The 17,156-nt window shown below is 42.6% G+C and carries 12 protein-coding genes; 8 read left to right on the top strand and 4 right to left on the bottom strand.

Annotated features, from left to right (window positions below; all coding sequences use genetic code 11):
* Window positions 1-11: 11 nt before the first annotated feature.
* The 4 genes from AS141_RS09465 to kduI form a co-directional block, all read right to left on the bottom strand.
* Window positions 12-1,415 carry a tagaturonate reductase gene (locus AS141_RS09465; RefSeq protein WP_057937408.1) on the bottom strand — a complete coding sequence of 468 codons (1,404 nt, stop codon included), beginning with the start codon at window positions 1,413-1,415 and terminating at the stop codon, window positions 12-14.
* Window positions 1,416-1,442: 27 nt separating this feature from the next.
* A complete protein-coding gene (locus AS141_RS09460; RefSeq protein ID WP_057937407.1) occupies window positions 1,443-2,471 on the bottom strand; it encodes a LacI family DNA-binding transcriptional regulator in 1,029 nt (342 codons plus the stop codon).
* A 48-nt stretch (window positions 2,472-2,519) separates the two neighbouring features.
* A complete protein-coding gene (locus AS141_RS09455; RefSeq protein ID WP_057937406.1) occupies window positions 2,520-3,305 on the bottom strand; it encodes a gluconate 5-dehydrogenase in 786 nt (261 codons plus the stop codon).
* A 94-nt stretch (window positions 3,306-3,399) separates the two neighbouring features.
* Complete coding sequence (gene kduI / locus AS141_RS09450; protein ID WP_057937405.1) at window positions 3,400-4,239, bottom strand: 5-dehydro-4-deoxy-D-glucuronate isomerase; 840 nt, start codon at window positions 4,237-4,239, stop codon at window positions 3,400-3,402.
* A gap of 281 nt (window positions 4,240-4,520) precedes the next feature.
* Here kduI and AS141_RS09445 point away from each other — a divergent pair, with 281 nt between their 5' ends.
* The 8 genes from AS141_RS09445 to AS141_RS09410 all read left to right on the top strand — a co-directional run bounded on the left by AS141_RS09445 (window position 4,521) and on the right by AS141_RS09410 (window position 17,122).
* Complete coding sequence (locus AS141_RS09445) at window positions 4,521-5,807, top strand: DUF4861 domain-containing protein (RefSeq protein ID WP_057937404.1); 1,287 nt, start codon at window positions 4,521-4,523, stop codon at window positions 5,805-5,807.
* A 124-nt stretch (window positions 5,808-5,931) separates the two neighbouring features.
* Window positions 5,932-8,955, top strand: a complete 3,024-nt coding sequence (locus tag AS141_RS09440; RefSeq protein WP_232424860.1) for a SusC/RagA family TonB-linked outer membrane protein — start codon at window positions 5,932-5,934, stop codon at window positions 8,953-8,955.
* A gap of 29 nt (window positions 8,956-8,984) precedes the next feature.
* Window positions 8,985-10,667: a RagB/SusD family nutrient uptake outer membrane protein gene (locus AS141_RS09435; protein WP_057937403.1), complete on the top strand. Its 1,683-nt coding sequence runs from the start codon at window positions 8,985-8,987 to the stop codon at window positions 10,665-10,667.
* 81 nt (window positions 10,668-10,748) lie between these two features.
* Entirely contained in the window at window positions 10,749-11,972 is a 1,224-nt protein-coding gene (locus tag AS141_RS09430; protein WP_057937402.1) for a glycoside hydrolase family 88/105 protein, read from the top strand.
* Window positions 11,973-11,974: 2 nt separating this feature from the next.
* Window positions 11,975-12,949: a pectinesterase family protein gene (locus AS141_RS09425; RefSeq protein WP_057937401.1), complete on the top strand. Its 975-nt coding sequence runs from the start codon at window positions 11,975-11,977 to the stop codon at window positions 12,947-12,949.
* Window positions 12,950-12,960: 11 nt separating this feature from the next.
* Window positions 12,961-14,586, top strand: coding sequence for a glycoside hydrolase family 43 protein (locus AS141_RS09420; protein WP_087149401.1), 1,626 nt, complete (start codon window positions 12,961-12,963; stop codon window positions 14,584-14,586).
* 117 nt (window positions 14,587-14,703) lie between these two features.
* Complete coding sequence (locus AS141_RS09415; RefSeq protein ID WP_057937400.1) at window positions 14,704-16,374, top strand: glycoside hydrolase family 28 protein; 1,671 nt, start codon at window positions 14,704-14,706, stop codon at window positions 16,372-16,374.
* A gap of 1 nt (window position 16,375) precedes the next feature.
* Entirely contained in the window at window positions 16,376-17,122 is a 747-nt protein-coding gene (locus AS141_RS09410) for a rhamnogalacturonan acetylesterase (RefSeq protein WP_057937399.1), read from the top strand.
* Window positions 17,123-17,156: the final 34 nt, after the last annotated feature.

The following is a 17,156-nucleotide window of genomic DNA, read 5'->3' as shown; positions in this document are numbered from 1 at the left end:
CTCAAAAAAGTTTAAGTGTTTAAAAGCTGTTCCGCAGCTTTTGTAACAGCCTCTGACAATCCTCTGTAATGTGTTAAGTTTTCTCCCCAATAAGTCCTTTCACCCAATAATTTCTCTACTGTTTCCTTCGTGGACCCAAGGTCCCAGGCAGCCTTGAATTCTGCCATAAGTGTAGGATCGTCGTTTACCGGAGTGCCTATTTCCTTGTAATTTCCTTTATAAAAGACCAAAAGAGCACCCAGAGATAGCGTCAAATTCTCCGGCCATTCTTTTTTCAGCTTATAATAAGCTAATAGAGAAGGAAGAACTCTTACCTTGAATTTGGAAATACTGTTCAGCGCAATAGATTTGAGTTCATGCACAATAAAGGGATTGGCAAATCGCTCTAAAACATCATTGGCAAACTGCTCTAGTTCTTCTTTAGGCATGTCCAGTGTAGGGATTATTTCACGGTAAATTGCCTCTTTCAGAAAAGCTCCGATTTCAGGGTTTTCCACAGCTTCTCTTACTGTTCTTAATCCCTTGAGATAAGCAAAAGCTACCATTGAAGTATGCCCACCATTTAGGATTCTTACCTTTTGTGTGCGAAAAGGAGCAAGATTATCCACAAATTTCACATTGAGTCCAGCTCTATCCAACGGGAATTCTTCCTTGACTATGTCCACTCCTTCGATAGCCCAAAAATGATATGGCTCAACCATCACAGCCATCTCATCTTTATAACCCAGTTTCTCCTGAATTTCATCTATGGATCCCTGTGGGAATCCAGGCACTATTCTATCAACTAAGGTGTTGCAGAAAATATTTCTCCAATCAATCCATTCTGAAAATTCTGCCGGTAATTTCCAGAAAGAAATGTATTTCTGAATGCATTCTTTTAGCGCCTCCCCATTTCCTTCGATTAATTCACAAGGAAGAAAAATGAGGCCTTTTGAAGCGTCTCCATTGAATGTTTTAAATCGGTGATAAAGCAAGGCGGTCAGCTTTCCGGGGAAAGTTTTTGAAATGCTGTCTGAGGAAGCGTCTGTAGGATCAAAGATGATTCCAGCTTCCGTGGTATTGGAAACCATAAATCGTAAATCCGGATTTTCACCCAGTTTTAGGTATTCTTGGTAATCTTCAAAAACATTAGTAATTCCTGCTACGCAGGTGACAAGTGTGGATTCCTGAACCGATTCTCCTTTTTTCAAACCTTGCTCGATCACATGAAAAAGGCAATCTTGATCCTTCATGGAATTGTTCCCAGACTTGCTATGGACTTGTACAATATGTATATCACCATCAAAAACATTCGCTTGATTTGATTTTTGAATCATCCAGTCAGTAAATCCGCGCAGGAAATTTCCATTTCCAAACTGTAGTATTTTTACCGGGCGTTTTAAAGTAGCTAAATTGGATCTTGAAAGAGGTTTCATTGAAGGTGATAAGGCTGGGAGTGGTACTTATTTTTTTTGGTTGATCGAAGAATTTCGGATGATCAATTCCGGTTTGAGGATCGTTTTTTTGCCTACTATGCTGACAGTTTCGGAATTAAGCAATTCAAAAAAAGTCTCTGCGGTAATTTTACCCATGGGAATACTTTTTTGATCCACGGTGGTGATAGCAGGTTCAGTGAAAGAGGTAAATGGTTCATTTCCAAAACCTGCCAGCTTCACATCTTGAGGGATATTGAACCCGTTCTCCTTAAGTACTTGCATGGCGCCCATAATAGAGTAATCAGAGGAAGAGAAAACCCCATCAAAAGGGATTTTTTTATCAATAATCTCCTGCATGATTCTTCTTCCGTCTTCAAGCTGCATATTGCTAAATAGGATTAGCTCGGGATTTACCTCCAATCCATTCTCTTTAAGTGCGTCTTCGTATCCTCTTTTCCGTTCTTTATAGATATTGATTCGTTGTGAGCTGGTAAAATGCACTATACGTTTGCAGCCATTTTGTATCAGATGTTCTACAGTCTGATACGCCCCAAAATAATCGTCAATAACTACTTGACTTACTTCCAGTTCATTGCTGATTCTGTCAAAAAGCACCAAAGGAATACCTTTTTTGAGCACTTTTTGGAAATGGGCCACATTTTCAGTGTTCTTGCCTATGGAAGCTATAATTCCATCTACCCTTGCGTTCAAAAGAGTTTCAACAGTCTGTACTTCCTTTTCAAATTCATCATAAGATTGTGAAATAATGATTTTATAATTCAGGCTGTTTGCAATCTCTTCAATACCCCGGATAACCGAGCTAAAGAAATTTCTGTTGGCAGTTGGCACAATCACCCCGATGAGTCTGCTTTTCCCACTTCGAAGAGCAGAGGCGATGTTGTTCGGTTGATAATTGAGTTCCTTGGCGGTTTTCAGTACTTTTTTCTTGGTGGCTTCAGAGATTCTAGGATTATTATTCAATGCCCTAGACACTGTAGAAGCAGTTACCTGAAGTTTTTCTGCTATATCATGAATGGTGGCTTTCCCGTTTCTCATTGTCTAGTTTTGTGTAGGAGAAGAATGTTTATTTAAAGTCTTAGCTAATTACTCACCCTGAGGTTTGCCTATTGTGGCAAGAATTCCCCCATCCACATAGATAATCTGACCATTGACGAAATCACTGGCAGGGCTTGCCAAAAAAACAACGGCTCCTCCAAGGTCATCAGGATCTCCCCATCTGCCTGCAGGTGTTCTGTTGACGATAAAGTCATTGAACGGATGCCCATCCACCCGGATCGGAGCAGTTTGCTCAGTAGCAAAATATCCCGGTCCGATACCATTGACCTGAATGTTGTATTTTGCCCATTCGGTTGCCAGATTCCTAGTCAACATTTTTAATCCCCCCTTAGCGGCAGCATAAGCACTTACCGTGTTACGCCCGAGTTCGCTCATCATTGAGCAAATATTGATTATTTTACCTTGGTTGTTTTTCACCATAGTTTTGGCTACTCGTTGTGACACGATGAAAGGAGATATAAGGTCTATGTCTACTACTTTTCGAAAGTCATCGGGATCCATTTCTAATGCAGGTACCCGTTGTATCATCCCTGCATTATTTACCAGAACGTCGATTTCACCTACTTCCTGTTCGATTTTCGTGATGGCGGCATCTACAGCCTTTGCATCACTTACATCAAATATATAAGGATGAGCGATGATTTCTTCGTCAGCATAAGCTGCTATCGCAGATTCCATTTTTGAAGGAGTATGACCGTTGATCACCAAAGTAGCACCCTGGTGAGCCAGAGCTTTTGCCATAGCCATACCAAGGCCATGAGTTGCTCCTGTGACTAAAGCAATTTTGCCATTTAGTTCAAAATTTGGTTTCATATGATTATAATTTGTCATTTAAAGGTCATATGGAATCTAGCATGGTAGATATTTATCCTTCCATGTGGCGTTTTCGTCATGCTCGATTTCATAGCTATTTTAAATCGGAAAGTTTGATGGTGTCCATATCTCCGTAGTCCAGGTTTTCTCCTGCCATTCCCCAGATAAACGTGTAATTGCTGGTACCTGATCCACTATGGATAGACCAAGCTGGAGAGATCACGGCCTGATGGTTTTTCATCCAAATGTGCCGGGTCTCCTGTGGAGTTCCCATAAAATGCGACACTACATTGCCTTCCTTCAAGTTGAAGTAGAAATAGGCTTCCATTCTACGGTCGTGCGTATGTGCTGGCATAGTATTCCATACTGAGCCTTGCTTCAACTCAGTCATTCCCATCTGGAGCTGACAGGTCTCTACAACAGAATTGACCAAGAGCTTATATATAGTCCTGTGATTTGAGTTTTCAAGTGAACCGAGAGTCACTACTTCGGCATCTGCCTGTGTGATTTTTCGGGTAGGGAAAGCTGTATGGGCAGGTGCTGAATTAAAGTAGAGATAAGTATCACCTTCTTGGGCCGGATGAAAGACTACTTCCTTCACGCCTTTACCGATATAAAGAGCTTCTTTGTGGCCTAATGTGATGGATTCCCCACCTACATCGATTCTGGTAGATGCGCCCACATTGATGATACCGATTTCCCGGCGGTCCAGGAAGTTTTCGGCTTTCAATTGATCTATAGTTTCCAGTTTCACTACTTTATCCACTGGATGGATACCTCCAATGATCAATCTGTCTTCCATGGTGTAAGTACCTGTGATCTGATCTGGTACAAAGATTTCCTCCAATAAGAATTTTTCCCTAATTTCAGTAGTTGGGTAATTTTTGAAGTCTTCAGGGTGCGATGAATAGCGCGTTTCTATTTGTATACTCATAAGGGTCTATGTAATCGTTTGCGCAATATAGTATTTTAATCTAATTATTCTGAATTCATTTTTTGGTTGGTTTTTCTGAGAAAGCAACCTATTATTTTTTTGTTATGCGATTTCCGTGAATAAATTGGCTTTGTTTCGTAGGAATGCTGCGGTAATATTTTTTTTTCAAATTATTATTTTTAATATGCAATCGATTGCTCAAATGATTGCTGTATTTAGCATTTGGCGCTATTTTCAGCAGATGAGCTTTTTAAATTAATTAATTGTAAATAAGTCGATTAATGTTCCAAAACCCAAGAAAATCTGTACGTTCTCATAAGCGAATTCTATCGGGTTGCGCAATGGTTTTGTTCTCTTTTGCATTAGTTGCCTGTAAAAATGAGGTAAACTCAAAGGAAAACGAGTCTGCTGCTTTCATTGGACTAACAGTAGAGAATCCAATTGATTTTTCGCGTCAACACTCCCTGATCCATATTAAACCAGAAAACTTACAATCAGATGCAGGGGATCAAAATTCATGGAAAGTCTTTGTAGCAGGGAATGAGATCCCTTCGCAATGGAATGCGACTGATCCTGCGGCGGGATTGGTTTTTGTGTTGCCAGAGATCGAAGGCCGACAGAAACTGGATATAGAAATTCGAAAGGTACCGGACTTATCAACTTCCACTTATACAAAGCTCACTCAAGCTGAACTTTCTCATAGGTTTGGCGGAGAATTTAAAGACGGAGAATATCTAGGTGGACGTTTTGAGAATGTAGATTCACTTCATGTTCCTTCCGAGCATACCGATCATTCATGGTTTATCCGCTATGAAGGGCCAGGTTGGGAATCAGATTTGGTTGGTTATCGTTTCTATCTTGACTGGAGAAATGGCATCGATGTGTTCGGGAAGAAAGTAACTACTCCGGTGTTGCAGGATGTAGGCCAGGATGGTTTCGACTCTTATCACGAGCCTGCTGATTGGGGAATGGACATCCTGAAGGTAGGAAAAACACTAGGTCTGGGAAGCATTGCAACCTGGGAAAATGGTAAAGCCCGACGCGTTGATGTGACTGATAGCTTGTATGCTGAGATAACGGACAATGGTCCGGTCTATTCCTCTGTTTTGACGAAATATTATGGTTGGGATTTGCCCTCTGGCAAAACCGACATCCGTTCCATGATTTCCATTCATTCCGGCACCCGTCTGTCCCGAATGGATCTCATTTCCACTTCTGACATACCAAATTTTGCCACCGGATTAATCAAGGACGAGAAAGCTGAGGTGTTGAAAAGCGATAGCAGCCTTGCTTATAGCTATCTGGCCACGTATGGGCCGCAGAGTCTGGCTGGTGACAATCTCGGAATCGCAATTATTTATCCTACTTCCCTATTGACTCAGCAGACTGAAGACGATCTGTCGCATGTTTTGGTTTTTGACTCTGGCACCAAAAAATTGAGCTATTATTTTTTAGCAGCCTGGGAACAAGAACCAGGGGGTATTAAGGATAAAAAGGAGTTTGAGGAATATCTGGATATGGAAATTATAAAATTGTCTAATCCATTGAAAATCAATATAAAGAATTGATATAGCAAGCTTCGGCTAAGGCATCCTTGTATAGATTAATCTAATACAGGGAATTATTGACAGCACCATTATCTAGGTGTTATGATGAATTGAACTACTGTAATTAACTAACCCATAGTGATTTATGATTAAATATTTAAGAGAAAGAGCAGGACGTCCCTTATTGAAATTAATAGAAGGTGATCGTTTTCGGCTGATTATGACCCTATTTTTTTTCATCGTTGCACAATCGATTGCATACGCCCAAACAAGGACAGTTTCTGGAAAAGTTACCTCCATCGAAGACACGGAGGGGCTCCCTGGGGTATCAGTTATTCTAAAAGGGACAACACAGGGAACCACGACTGACTTAAATGGAGAATATGAGATTAATCTTCCAGAAGGACCAGCTACGCTAGTCTTTTCCTTTATTGGTTTTGTGTCTCAGGAGATCGCTGTAGAAAATCGTAGTCAGATCAACCTGGAACTCGCTTTAGATATGCAAGATCTTGGAGAAGTCGTGGTAGTAGGGTATGGAACAGTGAAGAAATCAGATCTGACTGGCTCTGTTGTATCTGTTAGAAATGAGGATTTAACGGCCATACCTGTGACGAACGCTCTAGAAGTAATGCAGGGAAAGGTACCTGGACTTGACCTTACCAAATCCAGTGGACAAGCGGGAGCTGGCCTGAATATCCGACTGAGAGGAAACCGATCATTGAATGCGGGGAATAATCCTCTGGTATTGGTGGATGGAATTATTTATGGAAGTACACTGGATGTAAATCCCAATGATATAGCTTCTATCGAAGTACTCAAAGATGCGGCCTCTACTGCTATATACGGTACACTGGGCGCTAATGGTGTAATTCTTATCACCACAAAGCGAGGTACTCAAGGTAAACCGAAAGTTTCAATAAACAGCTATTACAGTACACAGACATTGGAAGGGTACGACTACATTATGACCGGACCTGAGTGGGTGGATTTTAGAAGGGAGTCCAGAAGAACTGTGGGTGAATGGAGTAGCCCTGAGGACGATGGGAATATTTTTGTTCCCCAGCAACTGGAAAATTTCAGGAACGGGGTTTATTCTGACTGGGCAAATGAAGTGATCGGTACTGGTGCTCAGCAAAACTACCAGGTGAGCGTAGCAGGAGCCGATGAGAAGGTGAATTACTACTTTTCAATGGAGTATTTTGACGAGCAGAGTTTATTTGAAAATGATGAACTCAAAAGATACAGCGGAAGAATGGCGGTGGACTATAAGGCAAGTGATAAACTTAAATTGTCCACCAATATAATGTACACACTGCGGGACCAGGATAGAAGGAGAGATCCTCTCAACTGGGCAAATAAAATCAGCCCGCTTGGACCTGCCTACGATGAAAATGGTGAAATAATTCTACTTCCCTTGGGAGATGGAACCACCGTCAATCCACTCAATGATCAGATTCCGGGAAATTATACCGACAATGAAATAAATAGAAGATTCTTTGGAAATGTAAGCTTGGAATGGACTCCGATCAAGTCAATTAATTTTACCTCAAGACTAGGCTTGGATAATAGCAATTCACGTAGGGGAGTGTTTATGGGAGAAAATACTATAGATGTAGGCCCTGATGGACGGACAGTAGCCAGAGCTACTAATACTATGGCTTCCAGAATTACCTGGGAAAATTTTGCTACCTACTCCAAAGCGAGCGATGATCATGATTTTCAGGTATTGTTGGGGCAGAGTATGTGGGCTACCCGTAACGAACAATATTTTGCAGAAGGACTAGACCTGCTCTCACCTACTATGCTATTCTACAATCTTGGAGCTGCCCAGGATGGCATCCGTATCAATAGCTCACTGGTAGAGACTTCCTTGGCCTCATTTTTCACCAGGGTGAATTATAAGTTCAAAAATAAGTACATCTTCAATGGGGTATTGAGAGCTGATGGATCATCTGTTTTGGCAGAAGACAATAAGTGGGGCTTTTTCCCTTCTGCTGCGGTTTCTTGGATAGCCAAAGAAGAAGGATTCTTAGTTAATAATTCCACTGTCAGTGAACTGAAACTCAGGTTGAGTTATGGTATTTCAGGAAATTCAGCAGTGTCTCCATATCAGACCTTGGGTGGTTTGAGTAAGAGTACCTATGCATGGGATGAAGGTACTTCGGAGTCTGCCGCTTTTGGGTATTATCCGTCGTTGATAGCTGCTTCTCTTGGATGGGAAGAAACAGCCAGTCTCAATTTCGGGATTGACTTTGGTCTCTTTAATAACAGACTTACCGGTTCTGTGGATATCTATGAGCAGATCACCAGTGACCTGTTGATCGAACGGGCTGTTCCGGCCACTTCCGGATTTACCAGTTCCTGGGATAACATTGGAAAGACCCGGAACCGAGGAGTTGAGGTTTTGCTGAGTACGGTTAACATTGATCAGCCGAATGGATTCCAATGGAACACTGATTTTACTTTTACCCACAATAAAGAAGAAATAGTTGAGCTGGTAGAAGGAGACCGTGATTTGGCAAACGGTTGGTTCGTGGGTTATCCTATCTCCTCTCATTTTGATTATGAAAAAATCGGCATTTGGCAGTTGGGAGAAGAAGATCAGGCATTGGAGAACCAACAACAAGTAGGGGAAATCAAGGTGAAAGACCAGAATGGAGATGGTATTATTACTCCTGATGACAGAACTATTTTGGGAAGTAATGTCCCTAAATTCAATCTGGGTGTTAATAATAGAGTGTCTTATAAAGGATTTGATCTAAGTGTATTTGTATTTGCACGCCAGGGGAATATGATTGTGAGCGAAGCCAATGGATCTTATAAAATAGATGCGCGTGAAAATGGGCCAAGAGTAGATTATTGGACTCCTGAAAATCCCACCAATGCTTATCCTAGGCCGAATGCGGGTACAAGTACCGGCAATGCCAGGTATTTCTCAACCTTACGCTATGCAGATGGGTCTTTTGTGAAAGTAAGGGATATCACCTTAGGCTATAACCTGCCTCAGAACTTGTTAGACAATCTATCTATTTCCCGGGTGCGTGTATATGCCACTGCCAAAAACTATTTTGTATGGAGCGACCTAGGTGGATACGATCCTGAGCGCGGAGGGAGTCTTAGCTTTCCGATGACACGTCAGTTGCTGTTCGGAGTCAATATTGAACTTTGATTTTTTTCCAAACCCAAAATTTGAAAACAATGAAAAATTATAAAATTATAGCATTGATTACCTGTCTTACTTTAGGATTATCTTCATGTGCGGATTTTCTTGAAGAAGACAATAAAACAGGCCTAACAGCTGACGGGTATTACAATACACTGGAGGGAATAGAGGCTTTGGTCAACTCCTGCTATACCCCAATGAGATTCTGGTATGGAAAGGAGCATGGGATTACCCTTTCTGATTTGGGGACAGATATATTTACCCGGGCAAATGGGATGGAAAATCCCCCGCTGGCGCTCTATAATGCGGATCTAAACGGACAAAATGGGCAGATTAATTTCTATTGGACCAGACTGTATTCTGCATTGAATTCTACCAATGCAGCAATAGGACGTATCCCAGAATCACCGTTGCCTGAAAATGAAAAGATGTTAAGAATGGCAGAAGTAAGATTTCTGCGTGCTTTTTACCTATGGCATATTGTAGAAACTTGGGGCGGAGTACACTTGCCTTTGGAGGAAGTTACGTCCGTCCAAACTACAGCTCAAAGAAGCTCGGTGGATGAATTCTATAACCAGATTTTCGAAGACCTGCAGTTTGCGATGGATAACCTCACTGAAAGTCCTGACCAATACGGTAGAGCGACCAAACCTGCAGCTGAAGCATTTGCTGCAAGAATGCATCTGACCAGAGGCAACGATGCAGAGGCATCTAGATTAGCTCAGAAAGTCATCAATGACTATGGGTTTTCATTGGTGGATACCTATGAAGAGCTGTGGGATATAAATAATGTGCGAAATTCAGAGGCAATATGGATTGTGAATTTCACATCTGACCTTATTTTCAACAGAGAACTTGAGGCTCCCAACGGAGATGATATATTGCTGCGAGATGGAGGGAATAACTCTCACTTGTTCTATTTAATGACCTATGACCAATTGCCGGGTATGACCCGAGATATCGAAAATGGAAGACCATTTGCCAGATTTATGCCTACAACATTTTTACTGGATTTATTTGATGAGTCAATAGACAGTCGATATGATGTCACCTTTCAGACGGCTTGGTACAGCAATAAACCGGGGACTTACGATTTGCCTCTCAGTAACGGCGATACCAAATCGGTGACTTTAAATGAGGGGGATACTGCTATTTTAGCAACTAAATATGCACTTACTGATGCGCAGAAGGATGCTTTGCCTTATACTGTCATCGACAGAAACAGGACATTTAATCCTGACGGTTCACCACGGGTTAGGGATCGGTATATTTCCCTTAGGAAGTTTTTAGACCCTAGCCGTCCAACCGTTGCTCAGCAACAGGGAAAGCGAGACGCATTTGTTATCCGCTTGGCAGAAATGTACATGATTGTGGCGGAGGCAGAACTAAACCAAGGGAATATTTCAGAGGCATTGGAACATTTTAACACCGTAAGAAGAAGAGCAGCACTTCCGGGACAGGAGCAAGCAATGGAAGTATCGGCAGGGGATTTGACTATTGATCTGATCTTGGACGAAAAGGCAAGGGAATTTGCGGGTGAACAAATCAGGTGGTTTGACCTGAAGCGAACCGGTAAACTGGTAGAGCGCGTAAGAGCTAATAATCCTGATGCCGCTCCGAATATCCAGGAATTTCATAACCTTAGACCAATTCCCCAGCAACAATTGGATGCGATTACCAATAAAGATGAGTTTACGCAAAATGAAGGATATTTCTAGAAACTCCTTTGATTCATATTTAATGGCCTTACCAGGTTATGTAAGGCCATTTTCCCAAACTAACCTCCCGCATACCACATAATGAAAATCAAATTATTCGTACTGTCTCTGCTGCTAGGTAGCATCTCTATAGCTATAGCCTCCTGCAGTGAAAGAACCCAAGAGAATGAGAACTCAGAATCTGAGAAGGCTATAGATAAACCCTATTCCGTCTGGATGGCTGATTCCGAGATTGCCCGTAATCCAGAGGGATGGACTCTTGATTTCAATAAAAAGCCAAAATGGGAATATACCCACGGGTTGATCATGTCTTCAATGCAGGCAGTTTGGAAGCAATCAGGTGAGCAAAGATTCTACAATTACACCAAGAAATTCGCGGATTTTATGGTGGATAGCGCAGGAAATATCCTGACTTACAAGAAAACTGACTTCAACATTGACCGGGTGAACGGCGGAAAATTCCTGATCAATCTTTATGCGGAATCAGGGGAGGAAAAATACAGGTTGGCCGTGGAAGAACTGCGGGACCAGATGCGCAATCATCCACGAAATAAGGAAGGTGGATTTTGGCATAAGAAAGTCTATCCACATCAGATGTGGCTGGATGGGATTTACATGGGATCACCTTTTTTGGCCCAGTATGCTGCCACATTTGATGAACCTGCACTTTTTGATGATGTGGCCAATCAGATCATTGTGATGGATAAATATGGCTACAGTAAAGAAACGGGGCTGTTTCACCATGCCTGGGATGAAAGCAAAGAACAGAAATGGGCGGATCCAGAGACCGGACTTTCTACGAATTATTGGGGCAGAAGCATAGGTTGGTTTGCGATGGCCCTGGTGGATGTGCTGGATTTTCTTCCTGCCGATCATCCAAAACGTGGTGATATCATTGCCATTGCCCAAAAACTGGCAAAAGGTATCCAACGCTATCAGTCCAAAGAAGGTGTATGGTATCAAGTGGTGGACCAAGGTTCACGTGAAGGTAATTACCTCGAATCCTCTGCCACGGGTATGTTTACTTACTTCTTGCTGAAAGGTGCGGAAAAAGGCTACCTGGATCAGGATGACTTGGCCGCAGGGAAAATAGCTTACGAAGGAATGTTGACTGAATTTGTACGCGAAGATGCAGATGGAGGAATCAGCCTGACCAATGTATGCGGAGTGGCTGGTCTTGGCGGAAACCCATACCGTGATGGTTCCTATGAATATTACATTGGTGAAGTGATACGGGTGAACGACCCCAAAGGCGTTGGGCCATTTATTCTGGCCTCTTTGCAATACGAAAAACTCGCTAAGTAATTATGAGAAAATCATTCCTCTATATTTTAACATTTGTTCTAAATGGATTCCTTTCTGCACAGGAATTTGACTTTGTCGTAGCTAAAGATGGTTCTGGTGATTTCCATACTGTTCAGGAGGCTTTCGATGCGGTACCTGATTTCAGGAAAAACGAAACCAAGATCCTTCTTAAGCCAGGCGTCTATAAGGAGAAATTGGTGTTGGCGGCTTCCAAAACAAATGTTTCACTGATCGGTGAAGATGCCGGAAGTACCCTAGTGACTCACGATGACTTTGCCCAAAAGAAAAACAAGTTCGGGGAGGAAATGGGAACCACCGGTTCCACGAGTTTTTTCGTCTTCGGAGATGGATTCTATGCCAAGAACATCACATTTGAGAATTCAGCTGGACCAGTAGGTCAGGCTGTGGCTGTTCGGGTGGATGGTGATAAGGTAATGTTTGAGCAATGTAGATTCCTGGGGTTTCAGGATACGCTTTATCCACATGGAGACAGAAGCAGACAATATTATAAGGACTGCTATATCGAGGGAACTGTTGATTTTATCTTCGGCTGGTCCACGGCAGTGTTTGAGAACTGCGAGATTTTCTCCAAAAAAGGTGGAAGTTATGTGACCGCCGCTTCCACAGAAAAGGAAACAGAATTCGGATTTGTTTTTATCAATTGCAAGCTGACTGGTGAAGGGGAAAATGCATCCGCTTATCTAGGAAGACCTTGGCGTGATTATGCGCAGACCGTTTTCATCAATACAGAAATGGGAGCGCACATCAAACCTGAAGGATGGCACAACTGGAATAAGCCAAATGCAGAGAAAACAGCATTCTATGCAGAATACGGTTCCTCAGGCCCAGGTGCTACTATATCTGAGCGGGTTTCCTGGTCTCATCAATTGACTGAACAGGAAGCGGCAAGCTATACTGTAGAAGCAGTTTTGGCAGGAGAAGATGGATGGAACCCCAAGAATAGAAGTAATCAATAAAAAGAGATTTAGTGAGAAGATTAGTATATAGTATAATTGTAATATTCGCTGCGACAAGCTCCGCCTTTGCACAGAAAACCAAAGTGTCTAAAGTCTGGGTAGCTGACCAAGGCGATGGAACTTACATCAATCCGATTCTGCATGCAGATTATTCTGATCCAGACATCGTGCGAGTGGGAGAGGACTTCTACATGACCGCCTCGTCATTCAATGCCGTTCCAGGTTTGCCTATCCTGCATTCCAAGGATTTGGTGAATTGGACTCTGGTAAATTATGCATTGCAAAGACAAGTTCCTATTGACCATTTTTCTAAGCCACAGCATGGAAATGGTGTTTGGGCTCCGTCTTTCCGATATCACGAAGGTGAGTTCTACATTTATTGGGGTGACCCTGATTTTGGGATTTATAGGGTGAAAGCCAGGGATCCACTTGGCGTTTGGGATGATCCTGTTTTAGTAGAAGAGGGCAAAGGTTTGATCGATCCATGTCCACTGTGGGATGAAGATGGTAAAGCGTACTTATCCCATGCCTATGCGGGAAGCAGGGCCGGAATAAAAAGCGTTTTGGTGGTAAAGCCGATGAATTGGGAAGGCACTAAGACTACCGGGGTAGGTAAACTGGTTTTTGACGGACATGATGCGCATCCTACTGTGGAAGGCACGAAGTTTTACAAGCGAAATGGCTACTACTATATTTTTGCTCCCGCAGGCGGAGTGTCAACAGGCTGGCAGCTGATCCTCAGATCCAGGAATCCTTACGGGCCTTATGAAGAACATATCTCACTGGCGCAGGGAAGTACCCCGATCAATGGCCCACATCAGGGAGCTTGGGTTGATACAGGGATGGGCGAGGATTGGTTTGTGCATTTTCAGGATGCGGATGCCTATGGCAGGATCACGCATCTGCAGCCTATGGCTTGGGAGAATGACTGGCCGACAATGGGTGAAGATCCAGATGGAGATGGTACAGGCCAACCTGTATTGAACTATAAAAAACCAGCGGTGAAGCAGGAGCAGACAATTGCAACACCAGCAGATTCAGATGAGTTTGATGGAAATGATATTGGATTACAATGGCAGTGGCAAGCAAATCCGCAGGCAACTTGGGCTTTTGCTCATCCAGCAAAAAGTAAATTGAGATTATTCACCACACAGCTTCAAGAAGATGCCAATAACCTTTGGGATGCTCCAAATTTGCTGCTGCAGAAATTTGCTGCTGCAGAATTTACGACCACCACTTCTCTAGAATTTCATCCAAGCCCAAAGCTTAAGAATGAACAAGTAGGCTTGATCGTGATGGGAATGAGCTACGCGTATTTGGGATTAGAAAGTACAGATAATGGACTTTCACTGAATTACGTAACCTGTATTGATGCAGAACATGGCAAAGCTGAAGTCAAAAGGGAAATCGTCAAGCTGGATGCCAATGCTATCCAGTTACGGGTGAAGGTAAGCAAAGGAGGTATTTGTACTTTCTCCTACTCCAGAGACGGAGAAAAATTTGAAGAGATCAAAGAAACCTTTACTGCAGTTCCAGGAAAATGGATAGGAGCCAAAGTTGGGCTTTTCGCAATTAGAAATAGCCAGACTAATGATAGTGGATTTGCAGATATAGACTGGTTTAGGTTCGAGAAGTAACCTGAATAATCGACTGCTGATGACGGTCCAAAGTCCAAGGCCGATCTTTAAAGTACTTTCAAAAGTATTTTTCTGAGGTTGATAAAAAATTAAGATAGTGTTATAACAATCCAAAATATGAAATTGATTTTATTAAAATTTAAGCTCTTACTGGTACTTGCGCTAAGTACTACTTATGCTTTTGCGCAGCAAACTTTGGAAACCATCTATGAGGGTATGGAATTCGATATGCCTAAGGTAAAGGAAACGAGCTTTCCAAATTTTGAAAAAAGCATCCTTGAATATGGTGCTGTAGGAGATGGCTTGACTAAAAACTCTGAAGCATTCAAAACTGCCATTGAAGCGGTAAATAAAGCTGGCGGGGGAAAAGTAATTGTACCTAGAGGCGTATGGCTTACTGGCCCAATCACGCTTTTGAGCAATGTAAACCTTCACCTGGAGGATGGGGCATTGATTAGGTTCAGCAAGGATAAAGATGATTACCCACTGATCGAAACAAGTTTTGAAGGTCTGAGCACCATCCGCTGTCAATCTCCTATCAATGCACATCAAGTGGAGAACGTTGCCATCACAGGCAATGGAACAATCGATGGCAGCGGTGAAGTCTGGAGAGCTGTGAAGAAAGGAAAGATGACCGAATCGCAATGGAAGAATCTGGTCAATTCGGGCGGGATCGTGGAAGGAACCAATTGGTTTCCAACTCAATCTTACCTGAATGGTCACAATGCAGCTTCGAGTTTCAATGTTCCTGATATTACAGATCCAAAAGAGTTGGAGAAGATGAAGGATTTCCTTCGTCCAGTGATGGTCAGTATTCGGAAAAGCAAGCGTGTATTATTGGATGGGCCTACTTTCCAGAATTCTCCTGCCTGGAATATTCATCCGCTTATGAGCGAAGATGTAATCATCCGTAATCTGAATGTCCGCAATCCATGGTTCTCGCAGAATGGGGACGGTCTTGATTTGGAATCCTGCAAGAATGCGTTGATTTACAATAATACATTTGATGTGGGGGATGATGCAATTTGTATCAAGTCTGGCAAAGACAAAGACGGGAGAGACCGGGCAATCCCTACAGAAAATGTGATCATCAAAAATAACGTGGTATATCACGGACATGGTGGTGTGACCATTGGTAGTGAAATGTCCAGCGGGGTCCGCAACATTCATGTTTCTGGTTGTACGTTCATCGGAACTGATATTGGGTTAAGATTCAAAAGTACCCGAGGCCGTGGGGGAGTGGTTGAAAACATTTGGATTTCGGATATCGATATGGTGGGGATTCCTACTGAGGCGATTGGGTTCAACATGTTTTACACCGGTAACAGTCCGGTGATTGAAGAAGATCAAAGTGCAGAAGATGAGGCGAGACAAGAGGACTTGGTACCTGTGACGGAAGAAACACCGGTTTTCAGAAATATTTTTATGAAGAATATCACAGTGACAGATTCTGAAGTTGCTGCTTTTTTCATGGGCTTGCCCGAGATGCAACTCGAAAATGTACGCTTGGAAAATGCTATTTTGGAAGCGAAGAAGGGAATTACGGCTATAGACACGGATGGGCTGGAACTGATCAATGTGAGAGTACTCGGTACAGACGGTACACCATTGACCATTTATAACAGTCAGAATGTGAACGTAGAGCAGTTTGCGTATGAAACCAAGGATGAACCGGCTGTCAAAGTTTTGGGTAGGTCAAGTAATGTGCAATTGGATAAAAAAGACTTTGCTGATGCCTCGCAGGTTTCTATTTCAAAAGGAAGTGAAGGAAAAGTAAAATTAAAATAAGATGAAGGTACTGTTATTGAGTTTTTTGTTCTCAATCATCGCGCTCACGTGGGATTTGCCAAAAGAAGAAATTACTTTTTTCATGGTCGGAGATTCTACGATGGCGGACAAACCTTATTCCGGCAGTAATCCTGAAAAAGGCTGGGGACAGGTTTTTCCGCTGTATTTCAAGGAAGGAATACGCTTTGAAAATCATGCAAAGAACGGCAGAAGCACCAAGAGCTTCCGTGACGAGGGACGCTGGAAGAAAGTGATGAAACGTATCAAGTCCGGAGATTACGTGATCATAGAGTTTGGTCATAACGACGAGAAAACCAGTGCCAAAGATAGATATGCTGCAGCGGATACTGACTACAGGGATAATTTGATCCGATATGCGAATGAAGTACTGGAAAAAGGGGGTAAGCCAATTTTGGCCACGCCGATTTCTAGAAGGAGCTTTGATGAGCATGGGAGATTGATGGATACACACGGCCGCTATTCTGAAGTGGTACGGGAAGTGGCAGCCGAAATGAAGGTCCCTCTTTTCGATCTTCATGCCAAAACAGTTAAGGTAATCGAGCAATTTGGAGTGGAGAAATCAAAGGAATTATTCCTTCACTATCGGCCTGGCGATTATTCTCAGTTTCCAGAAGGAAGGGAAGATGACACACATTTATCCCCAACGGGAGCTTTCAAAGTAAGTGATTTGGCCGTGGAAGAGTTGAAACGCGAATTGCCTGAGCTGAAGAAGTATCTGAAGGAATAGGAAGGGTCAACAGACCATAGTCAACTGTCGGCAG

Source organism: Algoriphagus resistens, from assembly GCF_001442615.1.
Taxonomy (GTDB): Bacteria; Bacteroidota; Bacteroidia; order Cytophagales; family Cyclobacteriaceae; genus Algoriphagus; species Algoriphagus resistens.
This window is presented reverse-complemented; position numbering and strand designations above follow the sequence as displayed.